The 19674-nt window shown below is 45.5% G+C and carries 9 protein-coding genes and 1 pseudogene; 1 reads left to right on the top strand and 9 read right to left on the bottom strand.

Annotated features, from left to right (window positions below; all coding sequences use genetic code 11):
* Positions 1–131: 131 nt before the first annotated feature.
* Positions 132–1787 (top strand): amino acid permease, encoded by a 1656-nt coding sequence (locus G7Y45_RS06600; protein ID WP_005775365.1) that lies wholly within the window; start codon positions 132–134, stop codon positions 1785–1787.
* Between the two features lie 83 nt (positions 1788–1870).
* On the opposite strand, the gene G7Y45_RS06595 is transcribed toward G7Y45_RS06600, so the two are convergent.
* The 9 genes and pseudogenes from G7Y45_RS06595 to G7Y45_RS06555 all read right to left on the bottom strand — a co-directional run bounded on the left by G7Y45_RS06595 (position 1871) and on the right by G7Y45_RS06555 (position 19662).
* Entirely contained in the window at positions 1871–4027 is a 2157-nt protein-coding gene (locus G7Y45_RS06595) for an alpha-N-acetylglucosaminidase (RefSeq protein WP_165017416.1), read from the bottom strand.
* A gap of 24 nt (positions 4028–4051) precedes the next feature.
* The gene (locus G7Y45_RS06590; RefSeq protein ID WP_165017413.1) at positions 4052–5197 is read right to left on the bottom strand and encodes an acyltransferase; all 1146 of its coding nucleotides are present in this window, start codon (positions 5195–5197) and stop codon (positions 4052–4054) included.
* A 132-nt stretch (positions 5198–5329) separates the two neighbouring features.
* Complete coding sequence (locus G7Y45_RS06585; RefSeq protein WP_005775362.1) at positions 5330–6976, bottom strand: fumarate hydratase; 1647 nt, start codon at positions 6974–6976, stop codon at positions 5330–5332.
* Positions 6977–7419: 443 nt separating this feature from the next.
* Positions 7420–9933, bottom strand: a complete 2514-nt coding sequence (locus G7Y45_RS06580; protein WP_165017410.1) for a M1 family aminopeptidase — start codon at positions 9931–9933, stop codon at positions 7420–7422.
* Positions 9934–9961: 28 nt separating this feature from the next.
* A complete protein-coding gene (locus tag G7Y45_RS06575; RefSeq protein WP_005775359.1) occupies positions 9962–11953 on the bottom strand; it encodes a DUF4954 family protein in 1992 nt (663 codons plus the stop codon).
* Between the two features lie 24 nt (positions 11954–11977).
* The gene (gene hflX, locus G7Y45_RS06570) at positions 11978–13231 is read right to left on the bottom strand and encodes a GTPase HflX (RefSeq protein WP_005775357.1); all 1254 of its coding nucleotides are present in this window, start codon (positions 13229–13231) and stop codon (positions 11978–11980) included.
* Positions 13232–13347: 116 nt separating this feature from the next.
* Complete coding sequence (locus tag G7Y45_RS06565; RefSeq protein ID WP_022011049.1) at positions 13348–14742, bottom strand: RagB/SusD family nutrient uptake outer membrane protein; 1395 nt, start codon at positions 14740–14742, stop codon at positions 13348–13350.
* 34 nt (positions 14743–14776) lie between these two features.
* Positions 14777–17704: pseudogene (locus G7Y45_RS06560) on the bottom strand (SusC/RagA family TonB-linked outer membrane protein); the annotation flags it as partial.
* Positions 17705–18159: 455 nt separating this feature from the next.
* Complete coding sequence (locus G7Y45_RS06555; RefSeq protein WP_165017408.1) at positions 18160–19662, bottom strand: RagB/SusD family nutrient uptake outer membrane protein; 1503 nt, start codon at positions 19660–19662, stop codon at positions 18160–18162.
* Positions 19663–19674: the final 12 nt, after the last annotated feature.

Below are 19674 nucleotides of genomic sequence, written 5' to 3'. Positions count from 1 at the left end.
CTTGTATCGCCCGTTCAGATTGCTTATCTTTGCAGCCAATCCAATCACAAGAGTACGGCGGGCAAACCAAGCGATATTCCCCACGACTCTTTGTGTACCACGTACAACTAAGTAAAAAAAGAAACAGAAAGATGGGATTATTCATAAAGAAACCCTTTGAAGCCCTGTTGGCAGAGGCCAATGCGTCAGGAAGTAAATCATTGAAACGAGTATTAGGTCCCTGGAGTCTGGTAGCACTGGGTGTCGGTGTCATTATCGGAGCAGGACTCTTCTCAATCACCGGAACCGTAGCAGCAGGCTATACAGGACCGGCCATTACACTTTCATTTGCCATTGCCGCACTGGGATGCTGTTTTGCAGGACTCTGCTATGCGGAATTTGCTTCCATGATTCCGGTTGCCGGAAGTGCCTATACCTACTCATATGCCACCATGGGCGAACTGATTGCCTGGATCATCGGTTGGGACCTTGTCCTTGAATATACAGTAGCGGCTACCACTGTCAGTATCAGTTGGAGCAGATACCTCGTGGTCTTCCTTGAAGGGCTCAACATACATCTTCCGCAAGCACTAACCGCCTGCCCGTGGGATGGAGGAATCGTCAATATCCCTGCATTCCTGATTGTGGTACTGATGAGTATCTTCCTGATTCGCGGTACGGAAGGCAGTTCCATCTTTAACGGTATCGTAGTATTCCTCAAAGTATCGGTGATCGCTATTTTTGTCGTATTGGGCTGGAAATATATCAATGCGGATAACTATACTCCATACATTCCCGCCAATACAGGCACACTTGGAGAGTATGGGATTTCGGGTGTCTTACGCGGGGCAGCTATTGTCTTTTTTGCTTTTTTAGGATTCGATGCCGTCAGTACGGCCGCCCAGGAAACAAAGAACCCGAAACGAAATATGCCGATCGGTATCCTGGTATCACTCCTTGTTTGTACTGTGCTCTATATGTTGTTTGCCCACGTAATGACGGGAGTTGCCCACTACACTGAGTTTAGCGGACAGCAGGGCATTGCACCGGTAGCTATTGCCATCGAACATATGGGGCATACCGATGCGGCAGGCATCATCCATCCGGACTATCCCTGGTTGAACCGTGCTATCGTTCTTGCCATCCTGTTCGGTTACTGTTCTGTAATTATGGTCACTTTATTGGGACAAAGCCGCGTCTTCCTGAGTATGAGCCATGACGGACTGCTCCCTCCATTCTTCTCGCACATCAATGAAAAGTTTCGCACACCGGCACGCAGCAATCTCCTGTTTATGCTGATAGTAGGTTTATTGGCTGCATTCGTCCCGGCACGCCTTGCAGGAGAGATGACCAGCATCGGCACACTGATGGCTTTCACACTGGTATGTGCCGCCGTATTGGTAGTACGAAAGACCATGCCGGATATCCCCCGTTCTTTTAAAACTCCGTTTGTGCCACTCGTCCCGATTTTAGGAATACTCACCTGCCTGTGCATGATGCTTTTCCTTCCCGCCGATACTTGGATACGTCTGGTATTGTGGATGCTCATCGGGTTGGATATTTACGTTGGCTATGGTATGAAGCACAGCAAACTGGAACAAGGCGTGAAAAACCGCCGGGGCCAATCGGCACTGAACATGATCGGTATCGCACTGTCTGTGCTTTGTGTCATCACCGGGCTATGGCACCAGCAGACGGTGGGTTGGGACGAAAGTAAAGTATTGCTGATAATCTCGTTTGTTTTCGCATTTACGCATTGCGCATATTATATGATGCGTATCTGGAAAGGGACAGCGAAGCAAAAATAGTCTAAAAACGAGTTCACCACAGATTACACAGATTATTTATTACGTAGATAATCTGTGTAATCTGTGGTGAACTTTGCGATATACTATTCCACCGCTTGCATCACCCGCTTCGCTGTTTCAATGCAATCTCCTTCAGCCTCCGCCGAATAGGGATTAGTGGCTTTGGTCCAAGGTTCTTCCACTGCATAGAAATCAATTTTCTCCGGGGTTTTACCTTCCAGTTTCTGAGAGAGAGAATCGAAATAAAGCTTCCAACGCATATAATAGAAATCCTTCAGTAATCCGTTCCACTCTTTATGGGCATAATCACGAAGTCCGCCATAATCGGCTGCATTCCGGTTGCCCCAAGTCGTAATCTGCACACGGGCATTCCACTCATACAAAGCCTTTTCTTCGGATGTACCACCCAACGCCCGCGCCTCTTCAATCCACTTTCCTACGCGAAACTCCGGGCGGGTACCCAACAACTGATCCTGCAACAGAATCAGGTTCAGGAACTTCTGAGAAGCCATTCCGAAGAGTTCTTTATCACCACTCCGGTAAGCAGCGGTAACCGCCTTCTGCATCAGCCTGCCCTTCTCTGCGAGTGCCTGCCGAACGATATCCACCAGATCGTACTCAAAATTATTGTTTCCTTTATAACGATCGGCCACAGATACCATCAGGCGTGCAGCCTCAATCACATCTTGCGGACGGTAGTAATCTTTCATTTCCGACCAGCTGGACACCTGGTACACATCTTCCGCCGGACGTGCACAGAATACGGATTCGTGTGTACCTTGCTGCGTCAGGTTCTTCGGTGAGTTATAAATGGAGTTCGCCAGTTTGGTCCAGGCAGCCTGTACCACCGGATCATCTGCACCGTAACGTGCTTTCACATACTCCTTCAACCATTCCTCTTTCGTAAACCGCTCTGCACGCCAAGGCAGTTCCATCACCAGTTCGTACATCACAGGATTATTCTCTATTCCCTCAGGGGTCATCCCCACACCTTTAAGTGTAGAACCTGCGTGCGGATCGGCTTTAGCGAGATAAAAATTATCGATCACATTATCCATCTTTCCGTGCAGTCCGACATTACCACCGTAGTTCAGCAACATACAGTATACCCAGTCGTGCTGTCCATATCCGTTTTTGCGATACCATTCGGAAGTGGAATCTCCCCACTGCGGACGGCATTCACTGGTCAGGTCGAGTATAAGCAAGTCACCGGCCCCCAGATTCTCAATCATCTTCGGACGTGGATTTGCCTGCCATGCCTGCGCCACCCAAACCGCTTTCGGATTGGCCTTCTTCATGGCTTTCATCACAGCCTTACCTGCCGCATCGAGATCCACGCCTGCCGTATTGCCTCCTTCATGGAAGGGGTCCATGGAGTAAAAGTCAGCTTTCCCGTATAGTTTCTCAAGCTCTTTATAATAGAGAGAAGAGATTTCCTCAAAACGCGGGTCGCTTGGTTGCAGGAATGCCGGACGGCGATAGCCACACCATGTTCCCGGATCGGATACGTTCAATCCGAGTTTCTCTTTCGCATTATGGGGCACCATGCCGCAATAACCCGGAAGGACCGGTTCGATGCCGTATTCACGCATACGCTTCAGGATTTTCTTCTGTAAAGCAATCTGCTGTGTATACCAGCTATCCGGATTAGGTCCGCCCCAGCCTTCAAGGTTATTCATCAGCCACCAGGCAAAAAAGCCCGGACCGGATATGAACTCATTTATTTCGGTTTTGGTATATCCCAACTTATCAAGCACGTTATACCACACAGCCTCTGCCCCGGTCACAGCCAAAGGGATATTGATGCCGTGCAAAGCCATCCAGTCTATTTCTTTCTCCCATCGGTCCCAATCCCAGAAAGCCATGGAATAAGAAAAAGTACAATAGTTCAAATCATAACGGTAAGGCAGGGTCGTTTCTCTCCGTTCTTTTTTTGTCACCGGAGGAAGCACAGCCGGCAGTTTTGCCTGCATTCCGTTCCAGGAAAGGTGGATACCGGCATAATACTTCAGATACCAATTCAACCCGGTAGCGATGCTCACGTAATTGTTTCCACGGATAACGACTTTATCACCCTTCTGATCGAGTTCAAAAAAGTCGGTACCGGACTTCACTTGCTCGATAATAAACTTCTTCGAAGCTCCTTTGTCTATGCGCTCCAACAAGCCGGTCACCGGAGAAGCCATTGTCAAAGAAGTAACACAAAGTAAGATTGTTAATAGTGTTGATTTACGATTCATAAATAATATGCTTTAATTACTGTTTTATCCCATAATCCATTTCGCCTTCTTGCCCAGCACACGATAGACAGCCCACACAATCAGCCACGAAACACCAAATGCCATGACAGACGCTACCGGAATCTGAATGCCCAAAGGCACTCCCAACGTACGTACCAACAGTACGGAAGGACCGGTAAAGAAGTAGTGTATCATATAGATACCGAAACCACACAAGGTGAGATTGGCAAGCGCTTTCTTGATTCCCTCCGAACGGAAGTTAACCTTTTTGCAAAGCATAAACACCGGGATGGTCATCATCACTACATTCAGCGAACAGTAAGTGAAGAAGAGCTCAAGCATCTCGTCACTGTATTCCGGCAAAGCCGTGATGTAACGGAAGCCAAAGAAGGTAACGGCATATCCTATCACAAACATTGGCAGACCGATTGCCAGAATCTTACCCAACGTCCAGTCAAGGTTACGCAGATAGTGTCCTAATAACAGATAGCCATTGAAACCGGCAAAGTAATAAAACATGCCGAACGCATTCCATGAACAGGTTCCCCAAAGATATTGCGCTACAAACTGATTGTAGTACGGCAATAACAGAGTGACAGCCCATGCACCGAGAAACCACAGCTTCGCCTTATCCGATGCTTTCTCCACCCAGCCAGAGAAGACGGGAAGATAAAGATATAAACCGATCAACAGGTAAATATACCACATGTGTACATCTACAATGGAGAAATTAAAAGGAATCTGAGCAATGTAATCCAAAGAGATGGACAGCGACTGGCGCATCACTTCCTCCCCCGAGTAAGGGAAAAAGTCGAGAATAATTTCGGGCTTGATGCCCAACAGACCGGTAATCCAGGGAAAAAGGTTGTAGATGACCGACCAGATGAGGAATGGCCATAAAACACGGGGGATACGTTTCTTATAAAAGACAGAGACTTCGCCGCGCACCGGCAGAAGCAGGGCTCCGGTAATCATCACGAACAGCGGTACGCAAGGACGAAGCAATGCTCCGTAGATGGCACCCCAAAGTTTGATTTCGTCAATATTAGGGGCAGTGCCCGGATAAAAGTTGAAAGGGTCCGTGCAGTGGCAACAGACAACGGTAAACATGGCAACGAAACGGACAACGTCCAGCCAGACAATGTGTTGAGGATTTTTCTGTAGTTCCATCGGGGAATTGTTTTACTGATAATGATTAAGGTGTTTATAATAAGAAAGGCATCTGTATAACACAGCATACAGACGCCTCTCACTCGAGTTAACATGATAAATAACCAATATTAATGACCACTCACCATATTCTTATTTGTTGCTGCAAGAGCCGCAACGGGGTTTAATTTGCTTGAAGAAGTCGTTGCCCTTGTCATCTACAAGAATAAATGCGGGGAAGTCTTCTACTTCGATCTTCCAGATAGCCTCCATACCCAATTCCGGATATTCCACACATTCGATGCTCTTGATATTGTTCTGGGCGAGGATAGCAGCCGGGCCACCGATTGAACCGAGGTAGAAGCCGCCATGTTTCTGGCAAGCATCAGTCACCTGCTGGCTACGGTTACCTTTTGCCAACATCACCATACTGCCTCCATGTTCCTGGAACAGGTTCACATAAGAGTCCATACGTCCGGCAGTAGTCGGTCCCATAGAACCGCAAGCCATACCGGCAGGAGTTTTGGCCGGACCGGCGTAGTAAATCGGATGATCTTTGATGTACTGAGGCAGATCTTCACCACGATCCAGACGTTCTTTCAGTTTGGCATGAGCGATGTCGCGACCTACGATAATCGTACCGTTCAGTGACAGGCGTGTAGCCACCGGATATTTAGTCAGCTCCTTCAGGATATCTGCCATCGGCTGGTTCAGGTTGATCTTTACAACATCACCTTCGCCTGCATTACGCAATTCTGCCGGAATCAGGCTACCCGGATTAGAATCGAGTTTCTCGATCCAGATACCGTCTTTATTGATCTTACATTTGATGTTACGGTCGGCAGAACAAGACACTCCCAAGCCCACCGGACAAGACGCACCGTGACGGGGCAGACGGATGATGCGTACATCGTGTGCCAGATACTTACCGCCGAACTGCGCACCCAAACCTATCTTTTGAGCTTCTGCAAGTACTTCTTTTTCCAGTTCTACATCGCGGAATGCACGACCATATTCGTTACCGGTAGTAGGCAACTCGTCATAATAGTGAGTAGAAGCCAACTTCACGGTCAACAGGTTCTTCTCTGCCGAAGTACCTCCGATTACGAATGCAATATGATAAGGAGGACAAGCCGCCGTACCCAGTGTCTTCATCTTTTCAACCAGGAACGGAACCAGAGTACCCGGATTCAAGATCGCTTTTGTCTCCTGATACAGATATGTTTTGTTGGCAGAACCACCACCTTTGGTCACACACAGGAATTTGTACTCCATGCCTTCTGTAGCCTCGATATCGATCTGGGCAGGCAAGTTACACTTCGTGTTCACTTCGTCATACATATTGAGCGGAGCGTTCTGTGAGTAACGCAGGTTTTCTTCCGTATAGGTTTTGTAAACACCCAGTGAAAGAGCTTCTTCATCGCAATAGCCGGTCCAGACCTGCTGTCCTTTTTCACCATGAATGATGGCCGTACCGGTATCCTGACAGAAAGGAAGCACGCCTTTGGCAGCCACTTCAGCGTTGCGCAGGAAAGTCAATGCCACGTACTTGTCGTTATCACTTGCTTCCGGATCGCTCAGAATCTTTGCCACCTGCTCGTTGTGTGAGCGGCGAAGCATGAAAGATACGTCACGGAAAGCGGTATTGGCCATAGCTGTCAGACCTTCTTTCTGTACCTTCAGCACAGGTGTTCCTTCGAACTCGCTTACTGACACATAGTCTTTGGTAAGCAGATAATACTCGGTTTTATCTTCCCCATGTTCGAACATAGGTTGATACTTAAACGGAGGTGTTGCCATATCTCTTTATTTTATTACGTAATGTTAGTTAGTGAGGCAAAGGTAAGAATAGTTTTCCAAAGTATGAATAAAGTGGTGAATTTTGTCAAGAGCGGATTTACTTATTATTAACGTTCGGAGAGCGTTTCTACGAAGAAGAAGAGACCGCTCCGGAAGAAAGGCTCATTTCTGTGGAATGCAACCGTCTGTCCGGGCAAATGCAACCGTCTGTTTGGGCCGAAGCAAGGCTCTTCACATCACGGAGCAACGGTCTCGAGGGCATGGAGAGCCGGGGAAAGAGCAGAAAAGCCCCCGGCTCCGGGACACCGGGAGATAAGGGTACAAAAAAAGAGGAAACTTTGCGGGCTTCCTCTTCTACTGCATTCTAATTTGAATATAAGTAATGAATCTGTTGACAAAGATACAACATCGGACAGGCAAAGTCAAGCATTCCGGGAATTATTTTAATCATTTTCGCGATACAGAGAATAGGCAGCCTGCAATATCTTGTTCTTCAAAAGCGGTGAATAATCCGGATGGGCGTCCAGGAAACGCACCACTTCTTCATAAGCCGGGCGGCTGAGATGATTGCCCAACAAGGCCGAGGCCCAGTTTTTCGGAAAGAAAATATCTCCGGTGCGTTGTACTTCCTCCAGCACCTCGAGTCCCGGACGGATGTATTTCACCGATTGCTCCTCGCGCAACGGATGGTTCAGATAACGTATCACGGCAGCCGTCCAAGGCTCTATACGCCGGTTTTCCGCTACAAGCAGGCTGTTGAACAAAGTATCGAGCCGTGCGGTATCGGATACGACCGACCGTGAAATAAAATCGAACCGACGCAGACGGTCCGGATCATCAATCCGTGCCCGTTGTGTACGTAATATCTGTTCACTTTCGGCAGGCAGGCGGATGGCAAGTTCGTAAGCCAAAGTCGTGTAATCCTGTTGGTTCAACCGTTTGTCCGATTGCTCCTGCCACAAGGCATAAAGTTCCTTCACCATAGGTTGGGAAGTCGCATTCTGCATAAAATAACGCAGCAACTGCACCCGGCACGAAGGCAACGGATGATTCCGGCTGATGGCGTAGACCCGCGCCTCAACCTCTGCTATCTGTGCCGGAGCTACCCGCCGCATGGCACCCGCCAAATAACCACTCACTGTAGACGCCACCAGAGCGTTCTTTTCTGCAGGAAGCCCTGCCAACAGGCTGTTTGTCCAGTCGTCCGCCGAAATATGTTTAGCCAAGTAATTCTCATAAAGTGTCATCAAGAGTGATTGGCGTGCCGTATCGTCTTTTACCTCCCACCAATGTGCCAACAGCCACTTCAAAGCAGATTCGTCGGGAACGAACAAGCCATAACCTCTGCCATCGGTATTGGGCAACACCAACGAAGGTACAAAAGGAAGCTGTATCCGAACCAAAGTATCCGTCATATTCACCCGCCACACCGAATCGCGCTCTCCGCAAAGAGTGACGGCAAAACGCTGCGGCCAAAGCAAACCACGGTTATAAGGATCACTCTGACGGACCTCCAATTCTTGTCCATCGATCCGGAAGTTCAGCGTAGGCATTCCTTTCCGGTTCACCCACACATCACTGAAAGTTGCCAAATCTTCGGACGCCTTGCCGTCTAAAATGCGAATCAGATCGTCCCAAGTGGCATTAGCGTACGAATAGGTTTTCAGATACTCCTGTATACCACTCCGGAAGTTGGCTTCACCCATCCTGTCAACCAGTTTCTCCATCATCACGGGAGCCTTGTTATAGATGATCTGCCCATAGATCAGCCCGGCATTACGCAGATTATCGAGTGGCTGCCGGATGGCATTTGTCCCCAAAGTACGGTCCTCGGTAAGAGAAGCGGCATTAAAAGTCTTGAGCTTATTCAGGGTATGATTGATCTCCGGAAACAAGGGTTCGACAATCCGGGCAGCAAAATAATTGGCAAAAACTTCCTTGGTCCATACATCGTCAAACCAATCCATCGTTACAAGATCGCCAAACCACATGTGAGAGGTCTCGTGCGCAATCAATTCCGCCCGGTTCAACTCCTCGTCCGGAGTGGGATGTTCGCTCAGGAAAATCCCGTTATCATTATATAAGGTAGCTCCTGTATGTTCCATTCCGCCAAACTGAAAACCGGGAAGAACGATGAAATCATATTTGGCAAACGGATATGCGATCCCTGTATACTCTTCAAGCCAGTGAAGTGATGCCATGACTTGTCTGAAAACAATATCCAACTGTGCTATTTTCTTAGGGTCAGTCTCACGATAATAGGCGGCGATGGTACGCCCGTCCTGAGTATACTCCTGTCGCTCCAATTTTCCGGCCACAAACGAAAAGAGATAAGTACTGAGTGGTTCGGTCGGTGCAAAACAAACGGTTTTACGGCCACCGGCTACTGTTTCACTCCGGACGTATGTGTTGGAAACAGCTTTCCAGTCGGCCGGAACCTCAAGCTTTAAAGTAAACTCGGCTTTTAGGTTGGGCTGCTCAAAGCAAGGGAAGACGGTACGGGCACGGTCGGGAACGAGCAACGTATAGAGGTATTCATCGTTCCTGTTCAGCGACTGATTGCCGGCAATGAAACGAATCTGTATGTCATTCGCCCCTTTCGCTGTCAGCGAAGCAGGCAGAATAATGTGTTCGTTCTCAAAGCGCACATCACTTACCGGTTTTCCATTGGCAATGACTTCTTTAATTTTTCCACGCTCCTCACGAAAATCAATCAGGACTTCCTGAACGGCAGCAAGTTCGAAGCGCAAGGTGATATCACCGTCAATAGGTGTCCCCTTCTGCCGTGGAATGCTGAAACTGAGTTCATACTTCAAATTCTTAATCTCGGCTTTACGATGATCGGCAAGCTCTTTAGAAACACCGGCATCATAAAAACGAGGGTTCTTCTCTGCTGTCCGGCAACATCCGGTCAGCAGGAAGAACCCGATCATTCCAAATAAAATGTGTATTTTCATAGCAAATATATTGTAGCTCGTAATTCCGTCACGCCAGTTGCCCGATACGGTTAATCAGCTCCTCACCCAGAGCAGTCTTATCATCAATGTGTTGCAGCACGGCAGTGACAAACGGATTACTCTCAAAATCGCCACGTACCTGACCGAAATCCAGCTTCATTTCATCGCGTGAGCCGTCGGCACCAAAGCCCGTCATAGACGAAAGTGAGAATTCCTTGCGTGCGTCATCATACACCATGCGGTCCAGTCCGACCACTGCTTCACGCCAGGCACGGACGATAGCGATAACATCTTTTGCTGTAATGGTTTCGGGGTTCAGACCATAAAATTCCTGTATCTTATGGTAAGCCCACGTCCATTCGTAAGTATAATAGTTATCGTGCATCTCGGCAAAACGGGCATTCATACTCTTCAAACGATCGATCTCACCACTTTCGATACCGGTAATCAGTTTTTCCACTTCACTTTTCGGAGCAATCAAACCGGCAATATCCACCCACTCGCCTACTCCGATTTCGGTATCCGGTTTCAGACGCCGGCGTATCTCTTCATTATCTTTGAAGTTAATCCCCTCAAGACGCTTAATGATGGAATTACCAAGAAACTTATGGATAGCTATTTCGTAATAGCGTATGCCGCTATTCAGCGAAGAGTTCTTGATTTTTGCACTTTGGTAAGAATAGATCTCCGATGTCTCGCCGGACACCCGCTTCAGCTCTTTCAGTATAGAGCGCCCCTTGAACATCTTCTGGATAGTATATGGACTCAGAAGGTTGTAGTTTATATAGTCCAGGCGGTTCGGGTCCGTACGTTTGTCACGCTTCGGCCACTTCTGGGCATCGCGGATAGTCCCGACACTGCGCAGATTGACTCCCGGCACCAGATAAGTCGTATTCTGCTGCTCGATCAGGTAAGAGAAAGGCAGGTTCGAGGTATCGGCATGATTCACATGACGCCCCATCACCAATGAAAAAGCCCCTACACGCGCCGGCCATAAAATGTATGAATCGGAAGTAGTCTTAGCCCCTCTTTCCAATGTCCCCTGATGAATCGGTCCCAGTTTATACATATGATTACTCTGGTTCGACCCCGAGCCGGCATTCATAAACGAAAACATACCGGCTATCAGCAAGGTAGACTTATGATGGGTTACGGTATACGGACCGGCAAAGATGGCACATGCTTCACCATTCTCTCCCTGGCAGTTACTGAAAAACAGGGAATCGGAAGCAGAGTAGTTGTGTCCCAACTGACAGGCTTGCCCAACGAAGCAACGGGTCAGCATAGCTCCATCGTCCACATGAGAACCGGAGGAAATAATAAAGTCATCGCAAATGACACCATGCCCGATATGTACCGGAGCGGCTTCATTGCTGTTGATACTTCCGTTGTAAAGACGGCAGGTTCCGCAAATCCGGCAATAATCGCCAATACGCACATTCTTGATAGAACCGGTATTGAGAATCATCACATGGCTGCCGATGGTCCCCATCGCAGAAGCATGCTTGTTGGAGTAATAGTCAGTGATCGCCTTCATCCGACTGATCAGTTCCGGACGGTGCCGGTAAAGAGCCAGAATATAAGCTTGATGAGCAGACAGTTTGTCATTGATCAACACTTCGCGACCTCCCGTTTCGTTCAGCACGGCGGCCTCTACTCCATTACCGAACTGAGTCAGACCGTCCACCAGAATAATATCCACATTCTCAATGAAAGTGTCGTTTCCTATTTCGTAGTTGGCAATGTAATTCTGGATATTCTCAATGCAACAGTTGTCGCCCACAATTACATTGTGCAAGGTGACATGCCTCAGTCCGGAATGCTTCCTGATTCCTCCCGGCAAGATAAAGTCCGAATGGAAAACGCCCAGTTTCACCTCTCCCGAGAAACGGGTGTGATGCACAAATTCGGTTGTGAACTCTTCAGCGACCGCAACATGGTTCCAGTCATCAGCCAGACACGACTGGCTCTTCAACTGAAGAATTTCATCTTCAGTCAGTCTACGGTAAGTCTTTCCCATAATCCTCTTATTACAAACTACAAGTTACTCTTCGTCGTCGTAGGTCTGATAGAGAAAGTCGTTATAGGGATACTTCTGCACGTGCAATTCTTTCACTCGCTGATAAACCACACTCTTCAGTTCGTCTATATTGATTTTCTCACGGGCGGAGATGAACAGACAGTTATCTTCCATCTTAGCCATCCATGTTTTCATCAGTTCTTCGAGTGTCAAGTTCTCCTTTGTTTTGGGGGTAAGGTCGTCCGGCGCCTTTTCTACATAGGTATAGGCGTCTATCTTATTAAATATTAAAATCATTGGTTTTCCACCTCCACCGATGTCGGCCAGTGTTTTATTCACCACCTCTATCTGCTCTTCAAATCCGGGATGCGAAATGTCCACAACATGAACCAGCAGATCGGCCTCACGTACTTCGTCGAGGGTAGACTTAAAGGAATCCACCAGGTCAGTAGGTAACTTACGGATGAAACCAACCGTATCGGAAAGCAAGAAAGGCAAATTATCGATAATCACCTTGCGTACCGTCGTATCGAGTGTGGCAAACAGCTTGTTTTCAGCAAAGACTTCACTCTTCGCCAACAGATTCATCATGGTCGATTTGCCCACATTGGTGTAACCTACCAAAGCTACACGGATCATGCGTCCGCGGTTCTTACGTTGGGTAGACTTCTGCTTATCTATTTCGGCGAGACGCTCCTTAAGCAGTGACATACGGTTAAGGATGATACGGCGGTCCATCTCCAACTGAGTTTCACCCGGACCACGAAGACCTACCGAACCTCCTTTACCACTTCCGGAACCACCACCCTGACGTTCAAGGTGAGTCCAGAGACGTTGCAGACGGGGCAACATGTATTTATATTGCGCCAATTCTACCTGAGTCTTGGCATTAGCCGTCTGGGCACGCATGGCAAATATATCAAGAATCAGTGAAGTACGGTCCAGTATCTTCACTTGCAGTTCAGCTTCGATGTTACGTATCTGCTTGGCCGAGAGTTCGTCATCAAAGATGACCATTCCCACTTCCCGGTCCTCTTCAGCCTCTGTTCTTATATATTCTTTAATTTCTTCCAGTTTTCCTTTTCCCACATAAGTCACCGAGTTAGCCGTCGGCAACTTCTGCGTAAACCTTTTCACCACTTCCGCCCCGGCTGTCTCAGCCAGGAATGCCAGCTCGTCCAGATATTCATTGGTCTTGCGTTCATCCTGTGTCTGAGTGATGAGACCTACCAGAACAGCAGTTTCGACTTTGGCTTCGGATATTACAAATTCTTTCATTCTACTTTATACCTTATTATAATATGGCGACAAATATAGCTATTTTCGTAACATACTAAAAGAAAAAATCGCCCAAGTGTTTCTACCTGAGCGATTCTTTATTATTTATTGACTATTTATTTATTAATATCTTTATTCAACAGCAACTCAACCTGAGGTATCGGCCAAGTATATTTTTCATCGGACGGACCCACATTAATTGTTTCATTCGCACCCACTTTAATGAAACGTTCCCCACGTCTCATAATATCAATACCACGGATACCCTCGCCTATAAACTCAAGGCGTTTCTCGTTGTAAATAGCTTCTTTCAGTGCATCACCCGTCAAGTTATCGATCTTCAACGGATCCGTAGCTGCATCTACCGAACGTCCTCTGACTTGTTTCAACAGGCTTTTGGCAGTAGCTTCACCTCCGGCCTTGTTGGCATAACATTCGGCAAGGTCGAGCAAAGTTTCGGCATAGCGGAAAATGGGCACCCACTGCAATTTAGTTTTTGCATCCGTAAACTTCAACAACAAGTCTTTCTCCCCTTTAAAGGCGATAATACGCTTGTCGGTAGCCAACGAATAATCAGGCTTTGACATAATTCCGCTTTTCGTATCAATCAACATGATCTTACCATCATAATAATATTCTGCCAACGACTGCTGTGTATTCGGGATGTTGGTATCAGCCATCGGCAAAGAGAAGATGCTCTCCTGACTGAAATACGGGGCCTTATAAATCAATGTTACGTCTTCCGGCAAACTATATCCGGTCACTAACTCTCCGGCTGCAATGGCTTTGTCCCATTCGTTCATTGCCATATAAACTCTCATCTTAAGCATGTTGGCAGCGGCCTGAGTAGCATGTGTAACTCCTGCATAGGTATTCACTTCGGTATTTAATGCCGAAATGTTTTCCAGATCAGACAGAATGTGGTCATAAATCTGCTTTACTGTAGAGCGAGGCATATTGTTATTTTCGGTTCCGGCCTCGGCAGTAAGACGCAACGGAACAGATTTTGCATCGGGATTTACAGAATATGGAGTCGGATACAAATTATTCAGATAATAGTATGCCAAAGCTCTGACAAACTTAGCTTCCTGCACATAGCGGTCATAATTCTCACCGGCAACTTCTTTGGCACCTTCAAGAGACTGAAGGAAAGTATTTACTTTATTGATGGCCAGATAAGCGTATGTCCAGGTGTCAGCATTCTCGGCATCCGTAATGCCCACATTCATATTATAGGTATTGAACAAAGTCACCAAGTTGTTGGAGATATTGATAACATCATCTCCCCTGTTGTCAAACACCATATAGGACTTACCTCCCATCAAAGACTTAGTCCCTGTGTTCTTGATTGCAGCATACAAGCCGTTCAGAGTAGCCTCTATTCGGGTAGGGCTTGTGAAAATATCGTTCTCGTTTACATATAATGGAGGCTCCTGATCGAGGAAGCTGCTGCTGCAACTACCTAAAAAGAGAGAAGCGCATAATGTCGAAAATATAATTATCTTTTTCATTGTAGTTTCTTTTATCTGTTAATATAAAACCATATTAGAATGTCAGGTTCACACCGATTGTATACGTGCGTGCCTGAGGCAAAGTATTCTTATCTGTACCACCGGCTAAAGTAGCACTTTCTACATTGGTAAGTGTTTCGGGATCCATGCCGCTGTATCCTGTAATCACAAACAGATTCTGAGCCTGAACATAGAGACGGAGCGCAGAGATTCCTACCGCTTTCGACCAGTTCTTTGTATTGAACGTATAACCCAGTGACACATTCTTCAGACGCAAATAATCTCCTCTTTCCACTAAGTCGCTGATAGGCAATGCCGAACCATTAGAATAATTATCACCGTATATCGGCATAGGATACTCTGCATGGGTACGTTCCGGAGTCCAATACTTATTATAAACGTCTTTAGAGTTATTCCAGTAACGCATATCACTCACACTGGCTTTGGTTCCGTTATAAATCTTATTACCTCCCGAGAATTGGAAGAACAAAGAAAGATCGAAACCTTTATATTTAAAGTTATTGGTCCACCCACCGTACCAGGTAGGAAGTGTGTTTCCACAATCAACAGGTTCAAATTCACCGGCATATTCTGTTCCGTCTTCATAGAACCACCCCCCTTTTTCAAACATCAGTAAGGTTCTGTCACCTTCCGGAGTGATAAACACTCTACGACCCGATTTGGGATCTACTCCGGCAGTCGGGTACAGATACAGACGTCCGATAGACTTTCCGGGTACTGTGATATTCGTAATTTCTAAACCGCCATTATCTCCTTTAAGAATATTCTCCACGCCATCAGCCAGTGAAATAACCTTATTCTTGTTAGTAGTGATGTTAAAGCTCGTTTCCCAAGTAAAATCACTGTTCTTTATCACATCGGCAGAAACGGTCAATTCAATACCGCTGTTCCTCATCTTTCCGGCATTAGTGGTAATTATATTGCCCGGGATACCTTTAGAAGGTGATTGGGGCACATCCAGAATCAAGTCGGAAGACTTCGTATAATAGTAGTCAAAGTCTACATTGATCCTATTCAGCAATCGGGCATTGAAGCCAATGCTATATTTCTCCGAAGACTCCCATTTCAAGTTCGGGTCAGCAATCTGAGCCAAACCATATGTACCATTTATACCATAATTATAACTTGAATAAAATGACTTTGAAGCATAATCGTAAATATCGGTGTTACCAACCACACCATAGCTTCCCTTTATTTTCAAGTCATCAACCACGTTGCGTAAAGGCTGGAAGAAAGCTTCTTCAGAGACACGCCATGCAGCAGAAACTCCTCCGAAGTTACCCCAACGATTCTTCTCACTCAAAGCAGAATAACCATCGCGACGGTAGTTAAGAGACACGATGTATTTAGAAGCGTAATCATAGTTGATACGTCCGAAATAAGAGACCATGGTATTGTTGGACAAGCTACCACCGGCAGTTGCCGAACCAAAAGGTCCCTGAAATACAATGAATTTATCATCCTGTAAATCTTTACGCTGTGCAGTCCAACGAGAGTTATTTCTCTCGGATGCCTCCGTACCGGCTAACAAATTAAAATTATTCTGTCCCAAAGAAAAGCTATAAGTTGCCGTATTTGTCCAGGTCCATCTGTTATTTTTGGTGTTATAAGCATTTGCCAGACCTTTACTGTTCACACCATCTCCATGCAATGGAGACCAGAAACGCTGTTCCTCGATACGGGCATAATCCACACCATATTGGGTTTTCAATGACAATCCCTTAACCGGAGTTGCCTCTGCATAAAATACACCAATGAAACGGGTTACATCAGAACTCAAACCATTGCCTAAAGATAAAATAGCCGCCGGATTAGAAAAAGTACTAAACACAGTATTTCCTCCATAACCCAGACCTTGAGCTAAATAATAAGGAGTACCATCTTCATTGTACATCGGTAAATTAGGGGCATTGATCAATGCCAGACGCGGGAACCCTCCAACGGCAAAGTTAGAACCTCTACGGGCAGCATCTACATAAGAAGTTGTCCCGGTTGTTACGTTGGTGTTCATTCCTACTTTTAACCAGTCAGTAGCCTGTACGTTAATGTTAGCCTTCACCCCTAAACGGTCATACTTGTCGCCTTTTACAATCCCCTCCTGAGTTGTATAGTTACCAGACAAATAATACCGCACTTTATCCGATCCGCCACTTACGGCAACAGAATGACTTTGTGACAATCCGTTCTGGAATGCAGCATCTTTCCAATCTGTATCTACATAGTTGCCATTGGCATCTTTCATCATATTGAATGCTTTGTTACCATAAGGAGAAACATAACCGGCAGTCAGTGACAATTCATCCGTCCCATAACGGTTCTTTACAGCCAAATTCTTAAAGTCCACGTATTCCTGAGCATTCATCATTTCATAAAAATCTGTCGCATTTGAGAAACCCACAAAACCATCATAGCTCACTTTGACTTTACCACTTTGACCTTGTTTAGTAGTAATCAAAATAACCCCATTCGCAGCACGCGAACCATACAATGCAGCCGCAGCCGCATCTTTCAAAACATCCATAGACACAATATCAGCAGGATTAATATCGGCCAATGCATTGGCATTAGCCAAATAAGAAAGGTTACCCGATTCAATGGGCACACCATCGACTACATATAAAGGAGAAGTTCCGGAAGTGATTGAGTTCACACCACGCACTCTCACAATCGGAGCCTGTCCTACACCGGCCGACGGAGTAGTGATACTGACACCCGATGCACGCCCTTGAAGCATCTGATCAAAACTTACACTCGGTACATCTTTCAAAGCATCTGCCTTTACAGAAGACACAGATGCAGTCACAGTACGTGCACTTTGTGTTCCATAAGCTACTACTACCACTTCATCAAGTGCCTTAGAGTCAGTCTTTAATATCACTTTAATATTAGGTGCAATTGCTACCTCAGCAGTCTGCATACCGATATACGAAATCTGCAAAGTCTTTGCAGAACTGTAGTATTTACTAAAACGCTTATAATGTGCATGTTACAAACAGTGTATGAACTTGGTATACATGTCTGTTCTCTATATCAATAATTTAATAATCAGTCAAATATAAAAATACTAAGAAGCCAAAGTTATTATATGTTTTATTATATCTCCCTCATAATAAGCATATAAGATAATGTCAATCAGTGTTATATAAGCAATAAGCTTTGGTCGTTATTCTACCATTTCGCTTCTCCAAGTAAATTCCGTTTTTTATATGTACATATTTTTGATCCAAATCCTCAAAATATCATTTTTTGTTTTTTAATCACTTTCCAGATAAAAAATAAGTTTAATTTTTTCCTGTATTATCCTTTTAGATTCTTGAACGACAGATACAAATAACAAACCCACTACAAGTAGTTTCACTCGTAGTGGGTTCATTGTATAAATTTTACTACTTTAGATTAATATCCGATATTTTGTTGATCTTTCATTGCTGGATTGGCATCTATTTCATTTTGTGGGATTGGTAATAAAGTCTTGTAGAAATCACGGTTAAAACTGCGTACTTCCTCTTTTAATGCTTGTTGCCATCCCTGATCTTCTTTAGATGTATAACGAACTATAGTTTCATTATTACGCATCGCATCAAAAAAACGGTGTCCTTCGCCTATCAATTCTTTTCTTCTTTCCAATAAAACCCTATCAACCGTAACAATTGTACCCTGCACTGTGTTAGCCGGATTAGCACGTTTTACAATAGCATCTAAATACTTTACAGCTTTATCATTCTGATTGCCTAATTTGGCAGCAGCCTCAGCTGCATTTAAGTATACTTCTGACAAACGAAGCAACGGAACATTGTTATAACGTAAATCACTTAACCCATCTGCAGGATATTTATTTAAAAAGACTGTATTTGGCCCATACAACTTCTGGAAATCCTTAGTTGTTGGAGCTAAAAATACACCTAAGCGTACATCCTTCGGATCTTCATTTAACAAATCGAGAAACTTTTTAGTTGCAATTACGTCTGCATATCCATCCTCATTATATAGGTAGGCGATACCCTCACGATCTGTCCAGTCTGTAGAACCAGTAATGGCTATTTCAAAAAGCATTTCGTTAGAATGAACTCCACTGATTTTGCTCCATGCGGCAACATATTCTTCATTAGTCCAAAGTTTATATGGAGAATTGGTTATAATATCTTCAGCAACTTTGAGTGCATTCTCGTTATCACCTTTAGTCAGATAGATTCTGGTAAGCAAGGCTTTTGCTGCCCATTCATTGATATACCCCTGAGTCTTATCTTTAGCAAGATATCCTGAGTTAATAGCATCAACCAAGTCTTTGATAGCTTGCGTATAAACCTCTTCTACTGTATTTCGGGGCAATTTGCTATCTGAATCCAATACCATAGTAACTACAGGAACACCCAATGAAGCAGGTGCTTCAGGAGCAGTATAGGTTTTACCATACACACGTACCAAATCAAAATGTGCCATAGCCCGGGCTACTTTTGCTTCTGCTGCATACTGAGCAATGATATCCGCTGCTTCTTCCTTATCAGTCAGTTTTCCACTTTCTGCTGCTTCAATAATTCGGTTGGCACGTCCAATAATAACATAAGGCGTTTGCCAGATATCAGGTGCATTGTCCGCAGTTGAATAAGTCATGTCATAACTCAGTTGAGAACGGCTGCCGGATTTTTCTGTCTGCATATCTTCGCCTCTTACCTCTCCATAATATAACATACGAGCAGCATAATAATCGTTGAAATCGCTAGTTCCCTTAATCATTTGATACATTCCAGCACGTACAGAAGAGAGGTCAGCACTCGTAGTAACAGCTTCATCTGCTTCCACCTGGTTGCCTGGTTCTACGTCCAGCCAATTATTGACACACGAAGACATGCCAACCGTTAAAGTAATAGCTATTAATGCTTTATATATTGTATTCTTCATACTTATTTTCTT

Origin of the sequence: Bacteroides sp. ZJ-18, from assembly GCF_011038705.2 — a bacterium.
In the GTDB taxonomy this organism is placed as follows: Bacteria; Bacteroidota; Bacteroidia; order Bacteroidales; family Bacteroidaceae; genus Bacteroides; species Bacteroides hominis.
This window is presented reverse-complemented; position numbering and strand designations above follow the sequence as displayed.